The sequence below is a fragment of the Buttiauxella cochleicola genome (genome assembly GCF_021283185.1).
GTDB lineage: Bacteria > Pseudomonadota > Gammaproteobacteria > Enterobacterales > Enterobacteriaceae > Buttiauxella > Buttiauxella massiliensis.
This window is the reverse complement of the sequence record NZ_JAJSOS010000013.1, coordinates 44418-63445: the sequence shown is the minus strand read 5'-3', so window position 1 is coordinate 63445 and position 19028 is coordinate 44418. Positions and strand designations below refer to the sequence as shown.

The 19028-nt window shown below is 51.9% G+C and carries 15 protein-coding genes; 1 reads left to right on the top strand and 14 read right to left on the bottom strand.

What is annotated here, in order from left to right:
* Window positions 1-266: 266 nt before the first annotated feature.
* The 10 genes from LVQ76_RS18680 to LVQ76_RS18635 all read right to left on the bottom strand — a co-directional run bounded on the left by LVQ76_RS18680 (window position 267) and on the right by LVQ76_RS18635 (window position 9889).
* On the bottom strand, window positions 267-1085 hold the full coding sequence (locus tag LVQ76_RS18680) for a fimbrial protein (protein ID WP_232904734.1): 819 nt from the start codon (window positions 1083-1085) through the stop codon (window positions 267-269).
* Window positions 1086-1375: 290 nt separating this feature from the next.
* Complete coding sequence (locus tag LVQ76_RS18675; protein WP_232865386.1) at window positions 1376-1537, bottom strand: fimbrial biogenesis chaperone; 162 nt, start codon at window positions 1535-1537, stop codon at window positions 1376-1378.
* Complete coding sequence (locus tag LVQ76_RS18670) at window positions 1530-2531, bottom strand: fimbrial protein (RefSeq protein WP_232865387.1); 1002 nt, start codon at window positions 2529-2531, stop codon at window positions 1530-1532. The genes LVQ76_RS18675 and LVQ76_RS18670 overlap by 8 nt, the downstream gene beginning before the upstream one ends.
* 38 nt (window positions 2532-2569) lie before the next feature.
* Entirely contained in the window at window positions 2570-3298 is a 729-nt protein-coding gene (locus tag LVQ76_RS18665; RefSeq protein ID WP_232922243.1) for a fimbrial biogenesis chaperone, read from the bottom strand.
* A gap of 150 nt (window positions 3299-3448) precedes the next feature.
* Window positions 3449-4459, bottom strand: coding sequence for a carbohydrate kinase family protein (locus tag LVQ76_RS18660; protein WP_232922242.1), 1011 nt, complete (start codon window positions 4457-4459; stop codon window positions 3449-3451).
* A 155-nt stretch (window positions 4460-4614) separates the two neighbouring features.
* The gene (locus tag LVQ76_RS18655) at window positions 4615-5475 is read right to left on the bottom strand and encodes a ketose 1,6-bisphosphate aldolase (RefSeq protein WP_232904732.1); all 861 of its coding nucleotides are present in this window, start codon (window positions 5473-5475) and stop codon (window positions 4615-4617) included.
* Window positions 5476-5512: 37 nt separating this feature from the next.
* Entirely contained in the window at window positions 5513-6196 is a 684-nt protein-coding gene (locus LVQ76_RS18650; protein WP_232922241.1) for a D-lyxose/D-mannose isomerase, read from the bottom strand.
* 188 nt (window positions 6197-6384) lie between these two features.
* Window positions 6385-7317, bottom strand: a complete 933-nt coding sequence (locus tag LVQ76_RS18645; protein ID WP_232922240.1) for an ABC transporter substrate-binding protein — start codon at window positions 7315-7317, stop codon at window positions 6385-6387.
* A gap of 33 nt (window positions 7318-7350) precedes the next feature.
* On the bottom strand, window positions 7351-8373 hold the full coding sequence (locus LVQ76_RS18640) for an ABC transporter permease subunit (protein WP_370639850.1): 1023 nt from the start codon (window positions 8371-8373) through the stop codon (window positions 7351-7353).
* On the bottom strand, window positions 8363-9889 hold the full coding sequence (locus LVQ76_RS18635) for a sugar ABC transporter ATP-binding protein (protein ID WP_232922239.1): 1527 nt from the start codon (window positions 9887-9889) through the stop codon (window positions 8363-8365). The genes LVQ76_RS18640 and LVQ76_RS18635 overlap by 11 nt, the downstream gene beginning before the upstream one ends.
* 151 nt (window positions 9890-10040) lie before the next feature.
* On the opposite strand from LVQ76_RS18635, the gene LVQ76_RS18630 reads away from it, so the two are divergent.
* Window positions 10041-12605, top strand: coding sequence for an ATP-binding protein (locus tag LVQ76_RS18630; RefSeq protein WP_232922238.1), 2565 nt, complete (start codon window positions 10041-10043; stop codon window positions 12603-12605).
* Window positions 12606-12832: 227 nt separating this feature from the next.
* Here the strand turns inward: LVQ76_RS18630 and LVQ76_RS18625 are convergent, their stop codons facing one another.
* Genes LVQ76_RS18625 through LVQ76_RS18610 form a run of 4 tightly spaced genes read right to left on the bottom strand, consistent with a single transcriptional unit; the run spans window position 12833 to window position 19027 of the window.
* Window positions 12833-14941, bottom strand: a complete 2109-nt coding sequence (locus tag LVQ76_RS18625; protein WP_232922237.1) for a site-2 protease family protein — start codon at window positions 14939-14941, stop codon at window positions 12833-12835.
* Window positions 14935-16284: an efflux RND transporter periplasmic adaptor subunit gene (locus LVQ76_RS18620; RefSeq protein WP_232865460.1), complete on the bottom strand. Its 1350-nt coding sequence runs from the start codon at window positions 16282-16284 to the stop codon at window positions 14935-14937. The genes LVQ76_RS18625 and LVQ76_RS18620 overlap by 7 nt, the downstream gene beginning before the upstream one ends.
* Window positions 16284-17111, bottom strand: coding sequence for an efflux RND transporter periplasmic adaptor subunit (locus tag LVQ76_RS18615; protein WP_232865396.1), 828 nt, complete (start codon window positions 17109-17111; stop codon window positions 16284-16286). The genes LVQ76_RS18620 and LVQ76_RS18615 overlap by 1 nt, the downstream gene beginning before the upstream one ends.
* 8 nt (window positions 17112-17119) lie before the next feature.
* Window positions 17120-19027, bottom strand: coding sequence for a TolC family protein (locus LVQ76_RS18610; RefSeq protein ID WP_232904726.1), 1908 nt, complete (start codon window positions 19025-19027; stop codon window positions 17120-17122).
* Window position 19028 lies beyond the last annotated feature (1 nt).

Genomic DNA, 19028 nt, shown 5'->3' with positions numbered 1-19028 from the left:
GCCCGCGATAGCAGGCTATTTGTCTGTGGTGAACATTCGTTCACGGGCGGTGCGACCTGCACCGGTAAGCGGTGCACCAGAACGCGCTTTTAAATCGTCATCGATGCGGATGTTCAGAGTTGCCATATATGCGGCCCTCGTTGTGATTACATTTGTATACACATGGTGTAAGCAACAACGGAGTAAGAGGCAAATCCCCCCCCACGCAAAGACCGCTTATTCGTTACTGTTACTGCAACATAATAGGGAAAAATGCCGCTATAAGGCTATTCGTACCACATCTCAAACTCCACGGTGGTGCTCGCTGTACCTACTTCGACATCTCCAACGTTTCGTGTGCGGATATAGCACGCTTTCATCGGAATTGTGTAGTTGCCACCGCTAGTGCTATAGCCTGTGAGAGCAGTTTTCGTGTTAAAGGTTACATTGTTGCCATTGTCGTACATTACCTGAATACCTAGACCTTTAGCTGTGGAACTGCTGTCCAGAGTAAGGTATTGGTTATTCCCGGTACCGACGAGGCTCACACCGGGTGCAGGCTTAAACAAGTAACTCACTTTGGTAATGCCGCTAGGGCAGTTATTAATCTTGAAATCAAAAGACTTGGTTGGACTGGTAGCATTCTTTATAAATATACCTCTATCGTGAGTGCCAAGATTGACCGGGAAATTCGGCGTTTCACAGGCATATGCTGTAATGTCGGCAGATCCATTCCAGTTCAATACATTATATCTGGCGCCACCAGCGGTGCTTGCTGTTGTATTCATCCAGGCTTCAACGGTAACAGGTATTGTATACGTGCCTGTTTGAATGGGACCAATGATATAGTACTGCATTTTTATATTAGTAATAAATGCATTCCCATTATAATTATCAGACCCAGGGTAATACCATTTCGTAAGGTCATTACCTACTACGACGGTCCCCTTAAAATCATCCCATACTTTGATACCAATTCCGGGCACATTCGTTTTGTAAACGTCAGGAATATCTGAAGGCTCTAGTGGCGCGCCAAATTTCAGATAGGTGTTTGCTGCTCCTCCTGTGCAGATCACGTGCACTGAGGATCCTGCAGAAATAGACATCACGGAACCTATTGGGCCTCGTGTTGTTATATCTCGCGGCATCTTGAAGGTTTGTTTTGGGCTTGTCACCGTGTAGCTAGAAGTTGAACTACTACAACCCGCCCAACTTATTGAGCTTAATGAAGACAGTCCCCAAAACATTATTAGTGTGGCTAACTGCTTTTTATTCATTTTTATCATCTCAATAAAAAATAGGGATATTAAATATCAACGGCGGTAATCAGCTTCATTTGTTTTAAAACCACCCAAATCGTCAATTGTGATAAATTCTATTTTTGATGCTGTGGATGCTACTGCGGTGTGGTGGCATTATTTGTCACACCGAGCGAGGTCTCAGAGTTCTCAACCGGGTAGAACAGCCGAGTACTGTGGATAAAAACACCCACCTGCGCTGAACTGAGAACCAGTAATTCAAGCATAATAGGGAAAGATGCCGCCATAAAGCTATTCATACCACATCTCAAACTCTGCCGTAGAGCTCGCAGTACCGACTTCTACATCTCCAACGTCGCGTGTGCGGATATAGCGCGCTTTCATAGGAATTGTGTAGCTACCACCGCTAGTGCTATAGCCTGTGAGAGCAGTTTTAGTGTTAAAGGGCACGTTGTTGCCATTTTCGTACAATACTTGAATGCCAAGCCCTTTGGCTGTGGAACTGCTATCCAGAGTAAGGTATTGGTTATTCCCGGTACCGACTATATTCACCCCTGGTGCAGGCTTAAATAAGTAACTCACTGTAGCAATGCCGGTCCCACAGTTATTAATTTTAAAATCAAAAGACTTGGTTGGACTGGTAGCGCTGCGTATAAATATACCTCTATCGATAGTGCCAAGATTGACATCGATATTCGGGGTTTCACAGGCGGCTGCTGTAACATCGGCAGTTCCACTCCAGTTCAATATGTTATATCGGGCCGCGCCGACAGTACTAGCACTCGCTGTCGTATTTGCCCAGGCTTCAACGATAATATTACTCGGAAATGAAACCGTACCCGTTTCAACAGGGCCAATGATGTAGTACTGCATTTTTATGCCAGTAAGCCAGGCTGTCCCACCATAACCGCTGCCAGTAGAGACGTTGTACCATTTTTGAAGATCATTGCTTACTACGAGAGTCCCTTGAAAATCATCCCATACTTTGATGCCGATTCCGGGCACATTCGTTTTGTAAACCCCGGGAGTATTTGAAGGCTCTAATAACGTACCAAATTTCAGATAGGTGTTTGTTGCTCCTCCTGTACATGTTATGACCACGCCAGGCCCATTACTGATAGACATTACGGTACCTATCGGGCCGAGCGCTTTATTGCGTGCAACGGTGATGGTTTGTTTCGGGCTCGTTATCGTGTAGTTAGAAGTTGAACTACTACAACCCGCCCAGCTCAATGAACTTAATGAAAACATCACAAAAAAAATCATAAGTGTGGCTAACTGCTTTTTATTCATTTTTATTATCTCAATAAAAACCGCAGGCATAGGAAATATCAACGCCGGTAATCAGCTTCATTTGTTTTAAAACCACCTAAATCGTCAATTGTGATAAACACTATTTTTGATGCCGCAGACGCTACAGGTTTATTAACAGGAAAAAGCTTTTTCCCTTTAGCCGGGCACATACCGTTATTGTTAACCTCAGCATTTTCAGCTTCATTTTTGAACCTGACATTGCTGATGGAGACGTTATATGCAGAGGGGTTTATACATTCGAGGTTAAAGCCGCTTCCATTCTGGATTAAACGCCAGGTCAGGGTGGCGGGCGCTCCGTCCGGTGAGCCAGTTAACCCCTTCGGGCGGAAAAAAATCTTTAAGCGGGAGCGCACGGAAAATTTCAAATAACTGTCTATCGTGTCTTTATTTACATTTGGTTTTGGCTGTATTTCTAATATGTTAAGCCAGAATACCGATTCGCGATCTTTTGGGACGTTACCGCCGGTGAAGACAATTCGCAGCGACTGCCCCTGGCCGGGATTTATGCGAAAAATGGGGGGGGTGACCACAAAAGGGACTGACACCGTTTCTGGGGAGGCATTGGAATCGCCGTCATCAATCCAGGACTGGATTAAACGGGGTGTGGTGGCATTATTTGTCATGCCGAGTGTGACTTCAGGAGAGTCTGCCGGGTAGATAACCCGCGTACTGTTGATCAGAATGCCAGCATGAGCAGAACTGATAAACAGTAATAAAAAAAACGAGCCAATAGAATAAATATTCATAACTTTCTTCCCGGAAATTCATCCATAGCCAACCATCCTATGAAGGATAATTTAAGCGGTCAACAATTCAACCCGTGATAGAGAGTGTTTGACTGTATTTGAGGTATAATCTTAATTATTAGTTGGTTGAATGTATTTTATTTATTTGATTTATATTTTGTATTCACTAATAAAACTCTGTAATTCCACCAAGGGCTTAGCGCCATCAATTGCATTTGCACATAATAAATTTGCACGCGCGCAGGCGTGAGCTAATTTCAGGCTATCGACCAACGACCATTTTTCATGGCAGCCATATAATATTCCTGCACAGAAAGCATCACCCGCACCGACGCTGCCGATAATTTCCGTTTGAGTTAATCTGAATGACGGCACCCACACGCCTTCCATGCCTGGTTCAACACCCCAGGCACCTTCCGGACAGTGGATTACCACTCGTTGCCGAACGCCCGAATCCAGCAGCAAAGCCGCTGCCTGGGCGATATTTTCGATATGCGGATCGCCATTCGTACGGCGGATTTCCAACCCGCTAAATTCACCGGCTTCGAGTTCATTGATCACCAGGTAATCCAGCCAACGCAGGGCAGGGAGCACCATAGGGCGATAGCGAGGGTCGCCCTGGCGGGAGACTAAATCAAGTGAGGTTTCATATCCCTGTTGCGCCATCTGCGCCAGCAAACGTGCGCTGCGCGTGCCGTATTCTGCATCCTCCATATCAAGGCTATCGAGCAGCAATAAATAACCGAGATGGAAGATTTTGAATGACGACTCAAGGCGGTCAAAGGCGGGTAAGTCGAGCAGGCGATTAGCACCTGGCGAGTGGAAAAACGTGCGCTGCCCGCTCGGGTCGGTCATCACCTGAGACATTGATGTAGGCGCAAAAGTGGTGCGGTGCACGTGCTGGCGATTGACATGATACTGATCGAGCATCGCCATAATGTAATCGCCGTCGTGGTCGTCACCCACCAGGCCTACTGCCTGAAGCGGTAGTCCGACATGCATTTTGGCTAAAGTCAGCAATACGTTTAACGGCGCACCGCCGGTCGATCGTTCACTGTGAACGATTTCGGCAAGCCAACCACGCTGTGGCCACTGCACAATTTGATGCACATGGTCGACCAACATATTTCCGGCGGCAATAATCCCGCTGCGCTCTGTCATAACCTTTCCTTAAGAGCCTAACCCATTAGGCTATCTTATTTGTTCGTTTGGTCCTGGGCTGTGCTCAAAATCCTCACGTACTACGTGTACGCTGCGGTTTTTCCGCGCAGTCCGAGCCCAAACGATCTGCAACAATTACGCCTACTGGGATAGGCTCACGCCTTGTCCGAACTGCCAAAAATCCGCATCTGTTGTGCGACGACATCCGTAATCGCCTCTTCAATGCCCAGCAATAACTCGGCGAATTCGTCATAAATGGCGTGGCGTTGATTCATGCGCTGCTCAATGGCACCCAACGCGGCCTGTGACATGCCGGTGTAGAAATTGATTTTGTGAATGCCAAGCGTGATCGCTTTTCTGAAATCTTCGTCACTAATGCCGGAACCGCCATGTAGCACCAGTGGTATGCCCGTTTGGCTACGAATCGCGGCCAGGCGGTCGAAATCGAGTTTCGGTTCGCCTTTATATTTCCCGTGCGCGTTACCGATGGCGACGGCCAGCGTGTCGATACCGGTTCTGTCGACAAAATCGCGTGCCACTGCCGGGTCGGTAAACTTGTTGCTATCGGCTTCGCCATACAATGCACCGCCTTCATCACCGCCCACGGCCCCCAATTCAGCTTCAACCGAGACACCTACAGCGTGGCACATCTTCACCACTTCGCGGGTCTGGCGAATGTTCTCTTCATATTCAAGTGTAGAACCATCGAACATGACTGAGCTAAAACCGAGGCGTAAAGCGCGAACTACCGCTTCAAAGTGCAGGCCGTGATCGAGATTGAGCACCACCGGAATATCGTGGCGAGCCGCTTCGAATTTGACGGCTTCGACCAGAGAATCCAGCGAGACATACTTAAAATGGACTTCGGCAATATTGATGATAAACGGTGAGTTTTCCTGCCTTGCCGCGGCAAAAAGGGCGCGCAGGAAGTGGCTGTCGAGAACGTTAAAAGCGCCGAGGGCATAGCCGTTTTTACGAGCGTGAGCCAGCCCATCCTTAAGTGATATCAAAGCCATAATAGTTTCCCCTGGTGTTGGAAAATAGGGTTGGAAATTAAAAGTGCTGGCGATATTCGTTGCACAGCAACTGCCGCGCAGGTGCGTCTTCAACGATGGAATTAAAGCGTTCCAGCGGTTTGAGAAAACGATTGTCACGGTCATCGTCATTGACCATCGACACTTCCCCAACCAGCACGTCGCCATACCCTGGCTCACCCCAAAAACTGTGGTAAATACCGGGCAGCAGACAAATGCTCTCGCCGGGTGAGAGACGCAGTTGGCTGCCCGCCGCGTGTGTCTGACAGCAACCATCAATGCTGACCGTGACATCACTCTCTTCGGTCTGTTCGAACTGGTCAGAATTCCACAACTCGACAATTAAATTACCGCCGCCGCGATTGATAATGTCTTCGCGTTTGCGCCAGTGAAAATGCATCGGCGTGAGCTGCCCTTCGCGGACATGCATGATTTTTTCGGCATAACATTTGGCGTACGGTGCGCCATCGGGCGAGCCGTTACGCAGCGTGAATAGCGTCAGCCCTTGAGCCAGAAAATCGTTGCCGCCGAATGCGGTCACATCCCAACCGAGTTTCAAATCAAATACTTCCTGCCAGATTTGTTTATCCACCTGCTGCCATTTCGCCAGCTCAAAAGAGGCGAAAGGGGGTAGATGAACGTCGTGCTGCATAAAGAAATGGCGTGTCTGGGAGAGGATTTGGTTTACTTCGGAGCGTTTCATTTTCCCTCCTTTTACCCGTCATACTTCAAGTTGCAGGGGTGTTGGCTACGCTCACTTACCCCAGTCACTTACTTATGTAAGCTCCTGGGGATAAGCTCGCTTGCCGCCTACCTGCAACTCGAATTATTTAGGGTAAATATGCATTCCATAACCCGAAGGATTATTCACCTACGAGTTTGGAAAATCGGTTATTTCACCGTCCAACCCTTATACGTACCGATATTGTTTTTATCGATCATAGTTACCGGGATCAGCACCGGCTCTTTAGGTGCAGGTTTGCCTTGCAGAATGTCGTAACCAATCTCCACCGCTTTTGCCGCCATCACCTGCGGGTCTTGGGCTGGCGTTGCCACAAACAGCGTATTCCCGCTGCGTTTCAGGGCTTCTTCGGCATCCGGGCTGCCATCCACGCCAACGATAAAGAACTCGTTACGCTGGGCTTGTTTTGCTGCCAGATCGGCACCGATCGCTGTCGGATCGTTTATCGCAAACACGCCGTCGATCTTCGGGTTTGCAGCAAGCAAAGACGTCATCACCTCAAGGCCACCTTCGCGGCTGCCTTTGGCATTCTGGTTAGAAGAAAGGACCTTGATATCCGGATGCTTTTTAAATTCGGTCTGGCAGCCTTCGACACGGTTCTGCACCGCAGAAACTGGAGGTCCGTTGATGATCACCACATTGCCTTTGTTTTTCAGGCGATCCGCAATGTACTTACAGGCCATTTCACCCGCCTGAGTGTTGTTCGAGGTGATCGTTGCATCTGCACCTTCCGCTGCCACGTCAACCGCAACTACCACGATCCCGGCATCTTTCGCACGTTTCACTGCCGGGCCGATCCCTTTAGAGTCCGCCGCGTTCAGAATGATCATGTCCACTTTGGCGGCAATAAAGTTATCGATTTGCGACACCTGCTGGCCGAGATCGTAACCGCTGGAAACCAGCGTCACTTTCACGTTATCACCGGCAAGTTTACGGGCTTCAAGTTCGGCACCTTTGGTAATCTGTACGAAGAACGGGTTGGCGAGGTCGCCCACCGTCACCCCGATGGATTTCAGCTCTTTTGCCTGAACGAAAGGCGCTGCGGCAAGCATGAGAACAGTGGCTATTAGCTTCAAACGCATGGTGTTTTCCTCACATAGGGTAGAGTTTTGTTGTTATGCACTTTGATGGTGACGGGTACGGTATTTGTCGATCAGCACCGCAATGATGATCACCGCACCCTTGATCACCAGTTGCCAGAAATACGAAACGCCCATCAGCGTCATGCCATTGTTGAGCGTGGCGATAATCAGCGCGCCGACCAGCGTGCCGGTAATCGTGCCGATACCGCCGACGAAACTGGTGCCGCCGAGAATCACCGCGGCGATGGCATCCAGCTCATAACCCATCCCAAGGTTGCCGTTGGCGCTGTAGAGTCGCGAAGCACTCATCACGCCACCAAGCCCGGAAAGCAGCCCGCTCATGCCATAGACGAACAGCAACACCAGCCACACTTTGATGCCCGTCAGGCGTGCGGCCTGCATATTGCCGCCGACCGCGTAGATATGAACACCGAGCGTGGTGCGTCGCAGAATGAACCAGCAGACAACAATCACCGCCAGCGCTATCACGACCAGCCACGGAATCGGGCCAAGATACGAATTGCCTATCCATTCAAAATTGATATTGGAGTTAATCACCGTGGTGCCATCGGCCAGCAAATAGGCCGCTCCACGCAGCGCGGTATAAGTGCCGAGCGTGACGATAAACGGCGGTAGCCCGGCCCAGGCGACAAGCATGCCGTTAAACAGCCCAAGCCCGGTACCCATCATCAGCGCAGCAGGGATCGACAGCGATTCCCAACCCGGCATTAGCGAAACCACCATTGCGGTCACCGCCGTGGTGCCCAGAATCGAGCCCACGGAAAGGTCGATCCCACCGGTCAAAATAATGAACGTCATCCCGGCGGCGAGCACGATGTTGATCGATGACTGGCGGGCGATATTCAGCAGGTTAGATTCAGTAAAAAAGTTAGGCGTGATAAACCCAAAAACGGCGACGATCAGGATCAAAATCGGCAAAATCCCGACGGTTTGCATCAAATCACCAAACAGCGCTTTTTTCAGCGAGGCAGATTTGGCGACTTGCCGGGGAGTTGTGTGCGCCAACGGCGTTTCTTTAGGTTGATTAGTTGCCATGTTGAACCACCTTTTTGTGGGCATCTTCAACGCCGGTTGCCAGCGTCATAATGTTCTCTTGCGTGATATCAGCGGCGTGCAACTCCCCGGCAATGCTGCCTTCGCGCATCACATACACCCGGTCGCTCATGCCGACCACTTCGGGCAATTCGCTGGAGATCATCAGGATCGCCACGCCCTGTTTTGCCATCTGGCTCATGATCCGGTAGATCTCACTTTTCGCGCCGACATCCACACCACGGGTTGGCTCATCGAGGATCAAAATGCGTGGCCCGATCGCCACCCAGCGTGAGATCAAAAGTTTTTGCTGGTTGCCGCCGGACAAGCCCCCTGCGCGCACTTGTGCATGCGGCACGCGGATATTGAGCAAGCTGATGGCGTCGTCAGAAATGGTCTGGGCTTTTTTGCGATCCAGCCAGCCGTAGTGCGCGTCGCGCTCAAGTGTTGCCATGGTGATGTTGTCTTGCGCTGCCAGTTCGAGGAACAAGCCTTGCTCTTTGCGGTTCTCGGTCAGGAAACCGATACCGTGGCTAATTGCTTCACGAGGGGAGTGAATCTTCACGGGCTTGCCGTCGATTTCGATCGTGCCGCCGGTGGATTTACGCACGCCAAAAATCAGCTGTGCGAGTTCAGAACGCCCGGCACCGACTAGCCCCGCAAGGCCGACTATCTCGCCGGATTTCACCTGCAGGCTGACTGGCTGCACTTTTGCGCCGTCCGTCAGGTGGTGAACGTTCAGGCGTACGGCACCCTGTGGAATGTCGCGCTCTTTATTGAATAGATCGCTTAGCGGGCGGCCAACCATCATGCGTACCAGCTCGTTGGCATTAAGATGTTCACGCGTCAGGCTGCCGACGTATTGCCCGTCGCGCAGCACGCTCACGCGGTCAGAAAGCTCATACACTTCCGCCATGCGGTGGCTGATATAGATAATCGCCATGCCCTCATCGCGTAGCCGCATAATCAGCTCGAACAGGCGGTGAGTTTCACGTGAAGAGAGCGCGGCAGTGGGTTCATCCATCACTAAAATGCGGCTGTTACGGTGCAGCGCACGAGCGATTTCTACCTGCTGCTGCTCGGCAATGGTCAGGCGCGCAACCAAATCGCTGGCCTTAAACTGTGCGCCGAGGCGGTCAATAACCGTCTGAGCCTGCATCACCATCTCTTTGCGTTTTACTAACCCACCGCGTGACAGCTCGCTGCCAAGGAAGATGTTTTCAGCGACGGTGAGATTCGGGGCCAGTTGCATCTCCTGGTAAATCAGCGTGATGCCCGCGTTGAGTGCGTCTTTTGGCCCCTTGATGCTGTACGGTTCACCGTTAATTAAAATCTCGCCGCTGGTGGCGATATAGGCACCAGCGAGGATTTTCATCAGCGTGCTTTTTCCCGCGCCGTTTTCCCCCATCAAGGCGTGTATTTCGCCAGGAAACACGGTTAAGTTGACACCTTTCAACGCATAAAACTTGCCGAATGACTTGGCAATATTGCGCATCTCCAGAATGGGAACGCTACTCATGGCGCGACTCCTGCGGGTAAGGTTTCGATTGCTGCCAGTTGAGCACGTCTATGTAAATGGAAGATTTCAATTTCCATTCATATTTGTCATGTTGGTGAAGAATTCATATGACTGCTTAACTCATTGAAACAAACCTGAATGGAGCCAAGCCATGCCTGCACCCCGCACGCCCTTTCTCACCAGCGCCCGTGGCCGCCTGCTCTCCTTTAACCTGCTGGTGGTGGCGGTGACGTTGATGGTGTGCGGCGTGGCAATTCTCGGCTTTAATCATGCCAGCCGTTTGCAGGAGCAGGTGCAGGGGCAAACGCTAAGTGATATGTCCGGCAGCATGGAACTGGCGCGAGATACCGCGAATGTGGCGACAGCAGCGGTGCGCCTCACGCAGGTGGTTGGCGCGCTGGAATACCAAAGCGAAGCGCAGCGTTTGCAGCAAACACAGCAGGCACTCCAGAACTCGCTTAACCACCTGGCGCATGCACCACTCGCCAGCCGGGAACCGGAATTGGTGAAGCGCATTACCGAGCGCAGCAATGAACTGGAAAGCAGCGTCACACGGATGTTGGAGTTGGGTCATCGCCGCCATCTGGAGCGCAACGCGCTGCTTAGTGCGCTCTATCAAAACCAAAGTTACTTGCATCATATTCAGGATATTAATGCTCGTGACGGGCGGGCGACTCCGGAAGCGCGGTTGTTAACCGAAATGGATCGCTTGATCCTTATTGCCATTCAAACGCCTTCCCCAAAAGCCACGGTTGTGCAGCTTACCGAAGTCATGGCGCAACTCCCGGTACATGATGACTCGCCCTTAGTCGATGGAATATTGCAGGAGTTCGCGACTCATTTGCAGCAATTGTTGCCACTTTCCCAGCAGCTTGAAAACAGCGATTTAGGGATTTCCTGGTACATGTACCACATTAAAGCGCTGGTGGCGTTTTTGAACCGGGACATTAACCAGTACGTGCAAAAAGTGGCGCAAGAGTCCGTTAGCCGCACCAATCAAAGCCATAAAGAGCTGCAATCGATGATTGCCTTTATCGGCCTGTTTGCCTTGCTGGCGATAGTGATTACCGGATTTGCGGGTTGGTATATTTACCGCAATCTTGGCTCGAATTTGACGGCAATTTCCCATGCGATGACGCGCCTGGCGCGGGGTGAGCGCGATGTTAGCGTGCCAGCCTTACAGCGGCGCGATGAGTTGGGCGAACTGGCGCGAGCGTTTAACGTTTTTGCGAGAAACACCGCATCGCTGGAACACACATCGAAATTACTGAAAGAAAAAAGTACTCAACTGGAAACCACCTTCCACGCGATGCGCGATGGTTTTGCATTGTTTGATAACGACGGAATTCTGGTGGTGTGGAACCCGCAATACCCTTTGTTGCTGGGGTTGGCACCGGAACGCCTGCAACGTGGGCAGCATTATATGAGTCTGCTCAAACAGGTCACACCGCTTCAGGAACATATCCTCGAAAACCTTTTACGCCCATTACCCAAACCGCAGGAACTCAGGCTGGCAGATAACCGCACCATTGAGCTGCGTTTTAGCCCGGTGCCGGGGCGCGGCATGGTGAATGTGGTGCTTGAGCGCAGTGAGCGTAAAGCGCTGGAAGAAGCGCTGGTTCACAGCCAAAAAATGAAAGCGGTGGGGCAGTTAACCGGCGGCCTCGCGCATGATTTCAATAACCTGCTGGCGGTGATTATTGGCAGTCTCGAGCTAACATCTTCCGATTCACCGGATGCCATACGTATTCAACGCGCCTTAAAAGCCGCCGAACGCGGGGCGCAACTGACTCAACGTTTACTGGCGTTTTCCCGCAAACAATCGCTGCACCCGCATGCGGTGTCGATGAAAAACCTGCTGGAAAACCTCGACCCGCTGATTCGCCATTCTTTGCCCGCGGTACTCACTCTTGAAATAGAAGCGCAGCACCCGGCGTGGCCGGCATGGATTGACGTTAACCAGCTGGAGAACGCGATTATTAACCTGGTGATGAATGCCCGCGATGCGATGGAAGGACAAAGCGGCACTATCAAAATCCGCACCTGGAATCAGCGCGTGGTGCGCTCGAGCGGGCGTAAGCAGGATATGGTAGCGCTGGAAGTTATCGACAGTGGTCATGGCATGTCGGCGGAAGTAAAAGCTCAAGTATTTGAACCGTTCTTCACCACCAAGCAGACGGGTAGCGGCAGTGGGTTGGGTTTATCAATGGTGTATGGTTTTGTGCGCCAGTCCGGCGGGCGAGTGCAAATTGAAAGTGCGCCGGGGCAGGGAACGTTGGTGCGTTTACAATTGCCGCGCGCACCAGCACAGGCGGTGAGTGAAACGTTACCCGAACCGCTGGCAGTGAACTCTGATGAAGACCAACTGGTTCTGGTGCTGGAAGATGAACACGATGTGCGCCAGACGTTGTGCGAGCAGTTGCATCAGCTGGGGTATTTGACGTTAGAAACCAGTGATAGCCAGCAGGCAATACAATTGCTGAAAGATGTGCCGGACATTCAGATTTTAATCAGTGATTTAATGCTGCCAGGGCCAATGAGTGGCGCTGATGTGGTACAGCATGCCCAGCAACATTATCCACACGTCACATGCCTATTAATCAGTGGACAGGATTTGCGCCGCAGCGGGCAGCAATTGCCGCAAGTCGAACTGTTGCGTAAACCGTTTAATCAGCAAAAACTGGCCCAGGCTTTACGGCGAGCACGGCATCAATAAAATTTTGTGTCAGGTTTGCAAATCAATGAAAAGGTCATCGTCAAACAATTGACTCCGGGTCCTGAAACAGACATTAATAGAAAGACCCCTTCCAGTATCCCAGGAGGAAGTGGGTGGGTTTAGGAATGCAACTTAGCCGCCTCATCAATTGATATGCACCTCATTGATCATCCTGTAGCAAGGACTTAGCCCCTCTGCAAAGAGGGGCTGACTTTGACCACCAGACTTTACCCATCTTTCCCCATGCCCGTCTGCTGAATCAGCATCAATGACACGCTATTAAACCAGCGATGCGCGAGACTCTGGCGTTTACTCTCAACAGAAATATCCGCGAGATTTTCCCGGTTAACCGCCGCCGCTTTCCCGTCACCTTCAATGGATACTCGATACCAAACGCCTTGTGGACGCAAATCTTTTGCCTGCGCGGTTGGGTTTAATTGCACCGGGCCGCCGTGATCTTTAGCCAGCAACAAAGATGGCAGGCGAGTGACGACATTGTGGTCGATAGAGACCACGCGCCCGATAAGCGGCTGCCACTCATCATTTTGATAAATTTTTGCCTGAGCCCCTACGCGTAAGCGCCCCAAATCTTCTTCACCTACCAGCGCTTTTACCCGCCAGCGATCGGCATTCACTAGCGTGGCAATGTGTGTGGTAGGGGAAACCCAGCTACCGGGTTGCAGCGAAATATCGCTATCTTCAATACGGCCACTGGAGGCTGCAACCAGTCTCAGACGCAGCAATTCATTATTGCCAGCACTTTGCTGGAGCGAGTACTGGCGCGCCATTTGCTCTGCCAGAACCTGTTTTGCCGGACCATCTTTATCAAGCCCTAACGCACCGCGCGCGCTGAACTCCCATGCACGGCGCATCTCCTCAGCTTTTCGCTGGGAGGTTTCTGGCAGTGGTGCAATTAGCTCGAACAGCGGCTGCCCGGCTTTCACTTCCTGCCCATCGGTGACAAGAATCTTCTCAAGGCGCGCACCGTACGGTGTATAAATCGGCTGTACAAAACCGGCTTCAATCACCCCAGGCAGATTCACTTTATTCGACCACGGCACAAAAATAACCAGCAACGCGGCGATAGCAATCAGCAGCAATCTTCGTCGCTGGAAAGGCTGGCTTTCAGCACGCCGCGCCCAACAGTGTTTGATTTCTCGGATCATCGGTTGCACCACAAAAGTCACAATCTCTATCAAAAACAGAATCACACCCAACGCCTTAAAAAAGGCGTGATAGATAACGACCGCAATACCGATAAACAGCAGCAGGCGATAAATCCAGGTGGCGAAGGCAAATACCGTCAGAAAGCGGGCAAAGGCCGGGGTGACGTTGTCGGGTTTTGGATCGTTGATACCAAATAGATGCCAGCGCATTGCACGCTTTGCCCAGTTTCCAGCACGTTCATGCAGCCCTGGAAAATCCAGCATGTCGCTCAGAATGTAATAACCGTCAAAACGCATAAACGGGCTGGCGTTAACCACGACAGTCATAATCCAGGCGGTGGTCGCGAGGAAAAATAACGCGTTTTTGACGCTGCCTTCAGGTGCAAATGACCACAGCAAAGTGGCCCATGCAGCCAGAATTAATTCTGAGGCAATTCCGGCGACGGCAATTTTTAAACGGTCGCGCGAACGGATGAGCTTCCAGCTTTCGCCAGTGTCGGTGTAGGCCATAGGTAACATCACCAGCAGCGCAACCCCCATGTGGCCAACCCGCACACCGTGCTTAGTGGCGGTGAGTGCGTGGCCCATTTCATGCCAGCATTTGGAAAACACCAGAGCGATAGCGAAGGCCACCGCGCCATGCCAGTTCACCGAGTTATGCAAGGTCGCAACCACGGTGTCCCACTGGCGAGCGGCGAGCACAATGCCGGTAATCGCGACAAACAGCGTTAACCACAGGAAGGTTTTGCTAAACAGCGGCTTTAACCACGGCAGCGCTTTACGCAGGGCTTTTTCCGGGTGAACCAGCGGAATGCGGATAAACAAATAGCTATGTAACAACCACTTCCAGGCAGAGGATGCCGGGCGATAGCGGGCGCTACGTAGCAACTGTTGTTGTTGTAAAAACAGCACAAAAGCTTTGATATCTTCTTCATCGACATTCAGCGTAGTTTGCTGATTAATCGCCTGCGCTATTTTCCCGGCATCCGCCAGTTGCCAGCGCTTGAGAATTTCGATTTCCAGCCAGCCAAGGCGAAAAAACAGATTACGCACGGGATCAGCCAGATGCCACGCCGGAGAACCGTCGCGGTTGGTACCAGCGCTGTTAAGTCGCAGTTCATCACGTAGCGCAGGCCAGGCTGGAGCCGTTGCAGCACCGGGTATCACCATCCGCTCCCGGCACGTAACGTGGCAATAGGGCGACGTAGTAACAAGTAACCGAGCATTGCCCAATCACCCGTTACGCGAGCCGTTCCCTGCAAGCCAATACGCGCAACAGCAGGTTTACCTTCCAGCGTGCCGCGCAGCATATAACTGGCAACACCGTTTGGTGCTTCCACCGTTTGATAACCCGCGTATCCCAGTTTTGCGTCCAGTGAATCAAGAGGGGCGACTTTCAAAAAGATTTTCATCGGTGCGCCATGCTTCAGGTTAGTGGACTCACTTACCGGGGCCCAGGCGCGAACGCCGAGATTATCTGGGTCTGCCAGCAAGCCAATTCGCTCACCGGTTTGCACCGGGCGACCAGCCCAGTCGTCCGGGTCAGAATAGACAAATACGCCGTTATCAGGAGCACGAATGGTCAGCTTTTCGAGGTCGCGGGTTATCGATTCAACTTCAACTTTTTTCTCGCGCCATTTGCCTTCGGCCATTGCCAGTTCTGACTTGGCCTGTTGGTCTTCAATCGCCTGTTGTGAAGCCTGATGCAGCGTGGTTTCAGTGGTTTCCAACTCCGCCTGTGCCACCGCCAGGCGGTTATGCAACGTGGTGTCATCGAGCGTTGCCAGCACCTGGCCTTTCACCACCTCGCTGTTTGGTAGCACGACCATGCGTTTAATCACACCGGAATCAGGGGCGGCAATTACTTCACTGTGTAGCGAGATAATTTCGGCAGGCACCAGTGTGTATTCACGCACCGGAATACATAGCACCAGTAACACCGCCAGCACGATATAACCGAGACGACGCCCGGTATTGCGCTGCCAGAATTGCCTGAAACGCGATGGTTGTGCCGTTAAAGCCCACCATGCATAACCGTACAACCCGCTGAGTTGCAGCAGGGTAAATTCCGGGGATGTTGGTGCGAGCGTTGTTGGCCACGGGTCGTCACGGCCCAAAAACCATAGCGCGTGAATCTCTCCGTCGGCACCGGTTAATGGCAGCACCCAGACATTTGCAGGCAACCATTCATCCCACTGCGGGGCGAGGGTTTCGCTGAGTTGCGCGGGTGAAAGTGCCAGCACGCGAGCTTCGGGCGGTAGTGCCCGGCAATGTGGCGCAATCTCTTTTGCTACGTCAGAAAGCCATAAGGCATACGGGGTATTATTGTCGGTATCACTAAGCCCTGAATGAGCGACCAGTTTTGCGCGGTTGGATGAGGTTAGAGACAACAGCGCCGCCTGGCGGTAATCCACCAGTTGGCGTGTTTCGTTACATATAGCGAAGCCTAACTCGGCGGAGTTGCTTATCGCTTCTACCCGGGCTGCTAGCTGGTAGAAGGCTGTACTGGACATCACGAATTTGCAGCTCCGCTTTTCAGGCAACGGTTTTCATCAGGTGGGCAGATAGCAACGGCTTGCCCGCTCATACCTGGCAACACGTCATCGGTTTTTTCCGGGAAGCGAGTTTCAATTTCGATAGTCTGGCTGACCGCATCGACTTTGCCGCTGATATTCGTCACGGTGAGCGGGTATTGCTTGCCGGTTTCACCCACGGAGGCATTAAGCTGCGAACCAATTTTCAACCATGCGACCCAGTTTGAAGGCACGTTTAAACGCGCGCGCAACGTGCCGCTGCCGACCAGGTCAATCACAGGCGCACCAGCACCAATTCCCTGGCCTTCTTTGACGTAGATTTTGGCTACACGACCATTGAACGGTGCCACAAAGCGACACTGCGCCAGTTGGGCGTCAAAAATGCCGACCTGACCTTTAGTGCGGTTGACTTCAGAGGCGGCCAGACCCACTTCAAGTGCAGCAGCTGATTGTAATCCCTGCAGTTTTGCTTTGGCTTCATAGCGCAGTTGAGCGGCGTGAAACTCCGCTTCGGCGGCGTTTTTACGCGCCACTAAATCGCTACAATCCATGCTCGCCAGCACTTTGCCTTGGGTAACGGGGTCGCCCAGTTGCACATTGATTTTCGCCATGCGCCCAGGCACCACGCTTGAAAGCGGGCTTTCGCGGTTGGCAAGTACCAGGAAGCGCACCGTGGTACTGCCTTGCGCGGCGGGTGTTTTTACCTCAGCAGGAGCCGCAAAAACAGGATTGGCGGCAAAGGCTGGCACAGAAAAACAGGCTAGCGAGAGTAGTAGAGCAGATGTGCTCTTTTTATTGTTATTCATACACAGCCTCATGGCGTCGCAGTCAGAACAGGGGTTGCCCCTGCAAGTCTTTGTAAATCAGTAGTAATAGATAATGTAGCTGCTTCGGCAAGCGCGCTGATGGAGCGTGTACTGGTTTCATTTGGCAGATAGCTTGTGTACTGGCGAGTCAGCACTTCAGCGCCGTCTGCATCTATCACCCGCATAGTCCACACACCTTTACGTGTGCCGTTGCTGGCACCAATGTTGAAGCCCATTTGTAGCGTGAGGCTTTTCGGTGACGGCTCAAGTGACAGGTGGTTGGCTTCAATCACCCGGCCAACGGATTGCGAAACGGTGGCACGTGAAACGCCAGATGGCAGGCGCGTGATCTGCACAGATATCGGGTGTTTTTCCACGACAATACCGGCAGTACGAGCAAATACGCTGCTCTCTTGTTGGCGCAAACTGGTGGCAATTTGTCGCGATAAGCTGGCAACATCGGTTTGATTAACCTGATCTGGTAGCAAATCGATACCCACAGAGTTCAGCACTCGCCCATAGGCGGCCTGCGCTTCGGCATACGATGAAGCTTCCTGGAAGCGTGAAACTATCGAGCGTGCCTGAGTACGCAATGTTTCCAGGTCACTGGTCAGTGAGTTATCAGAACCTGCGCGAGAAATACTCGCCAGACGCTGGTCGACTTGCGCCGATTGTTCGGCAATCTGGAAGTCATAAGAGGCGAGCTTGTAGCGTTCGGTAGCGACACGAACTTGCGTCAGAACCGCCATGCTCAGAGCCATACGGCGTGCATCATCGGTTTGTGCGCGAGCATCGTTGGCGGTACTGATTGCCGGGATACTCAGCAGCTTAAACAGATTCATCGAGACACCGACGCCGCCTTCAATCCAGTTGTTGTTGTAGAGATATTGGTTGGAGTCGTAATTCAACCCAGCGAACAGATTCAGGCTCGGGAATAACGAGGCGATTTGGCGCTTGGTTTCATAGCTGTCGATACGGGTTTTGTAATCTTCCTCACGCAGTTCCGGGCGACGCTCCAGTGCCATTTGCTCAAGCTTATCGATGTTGGTCGGAGGCGGTGCCAGCGGTGTTGGTGTGTCTTGCAACACTAGCGGTGTTCCCGGCGGCAGGTTGATAAGCGCGGTCAGCTCGCTTTTTGCCAATTCCATTTGCTGACGTTTTTGGTTCAGCAAGGTCATGGCATCGAGCAGGGCGCGTTGATATTCCAGCCCTTCAATTGGTGGCAAGATCCCTGCCTGTTCTGCTTCACGAGTTTTATCCAGCGCCTGGGCAATTTGCTCGGCCAACGGTTGGGTTTCGTCGAGCAAACGTTGTGCGCCTAATGCACGCCAGTAAGCATCACGCACTTCCTGGACAATGTTTTGCAGCACTTTACGGCGGCGTTCTTCCGCAATATTGACTTCATCGGCCTGTTGTTTGGCGCGGTAATAACTCATACCGAAATCGAGAAGATCCCAGGAGAATGTCGCGCTGGAAAGATAGTGTTCGCGCTCTTCTGATGTAGAAGGGCGCAAGCTGACGAGCCCGTCATCGATACCGATACTGGTGCCGCCCGAATCGTTATCACGCCAGCGATAGCCAGCATCTGCCATCAGCTTTGGCAGCATGTCTTGTTGCGAGACATCCAACAAACTGCGCGACAACGCGGTTTCCATCATTTTCAGACGGTAGTCGAGGTTATATTTCAACGCTCGCGCCATGGCATCGGACAACGTCATCGGGCCGCTTAGGGATTCTTGCCCACGGTACATTTCTGCCCGGTCACGATTCACTCGCGCGGTTATCTCATCCTGAGTTAACGGTTCCGGTTTAATGGTGCCACAGCCAGCCAAAATCAGTACCGCAATCAATCCAGCAACAGGTTTGATTAACGGCACGCCACGTTTTTTATATTGCGCCACAACATATGCGTTCATT

Coding starts and splice junctions, on each gene's coding strand:
- LVQ76_RS18660 (WP_232922242.1), bottom strand. CDS start 4,459: ATGACAGAGCGCAGCGGGATTATTGCCGCCGGAAATATGTTGGTCGAC.
- LVQ76_RS18625 (WP_232922237.1), bottom strand. CDS start 14,941: ATGGTGATACCCGGTGCTGCAACGGCTCCAGCCTGGCCTGCGCTACGT.
- LVQ76_RS18610 (WP_232904726.1), bottom strand. CDS start 19,027: ATGAACGCATATGTTGTGGCGCAATATAAAAAACGTGGCGTGCCGTTA.
- LVQ76_RS18665 (WP_232922243.1), bottom strand. CDS start 3,298: ATGAATATTTATTCTATTGGCTCGTTTTTTTTATTACTGTTTATCAGT.
- LVQ76_RS18615 (WP_232865396.1), bottom strand. CDS start 17,111: ATGAATAACAATAAAAAGAGCACATCTGCTCTACTACTCTCGCTAGCC.
- LVQ76_RS18680 (WP_232904734.1), bottom strand. CDS start 1,085: ATGTCTATTTCTGCAGGATCCTCAGTGCACGTGATCTGCACAGGAGGA.
- LVQ76_RS18620 (WP_232865460.1), bottom strand. CDS start 16,284: ATGTCCAGTACAGCCTTCTACCAGCTAGCAGCCCGGGTAGAAGCGATA.
- LVQ76_RS18655 (WP_232904732.1), bottom strand. CDS start 5,475: ATGGCTTTGATATCACTTAAGGATGGGCTGGCTCACGCTCGTAAAAAC.
- LVQ76_RS18650 (WP_232922241.1), bottom strand. CDS start 6,196: ATGAAACGCTCCGAAGTAAACCAAATCCTCTCCCAGACACGCCATTTC.
- LVQ76_RS18630 (WP_232922238.1), top strand. CDS start 10,041: ATGCCTGCACCCCGCACGCCCTTTCTCACCAGCGCCCGTGGCCGCCTG.
- LVQ76_RS18635 (WP_232922239.1), bottom strand. CDS start 9,889: ATGAGTAGCGTTCCCATTCTGGAGATGCGCAATATTGCCAAGTCATTC.
- LVQ76_RS18645 (WP_232922240.1), bottom strand. CDS start 7,317: ATGCGTTTGAAGCTAATAGCCACTGTTCTCATGCTTGCCGCAGCGCCT.
- LVQ76_RS18640 (WP_370639850.1), bottom strand. CDS start 8,373: ATGGCAACTAATCAACCTAAAGAAACGCCGTTGGCGCACACAACTCCC.
- LVQ76_RS18670 (WP_232865387.1), bottom strand. CDS start 2,531: ATGAATAAAAAGCAGTTAGCCACACTTATGATTTTTTTTGTGATGTTT.
- LVQ76_RS18675 (WP_232865386.1), bottom strand. CDS start 1,537: ATGAATAGCTTTATGGCGGCATCTTTCCCTATTATGCTTGAATTACTG.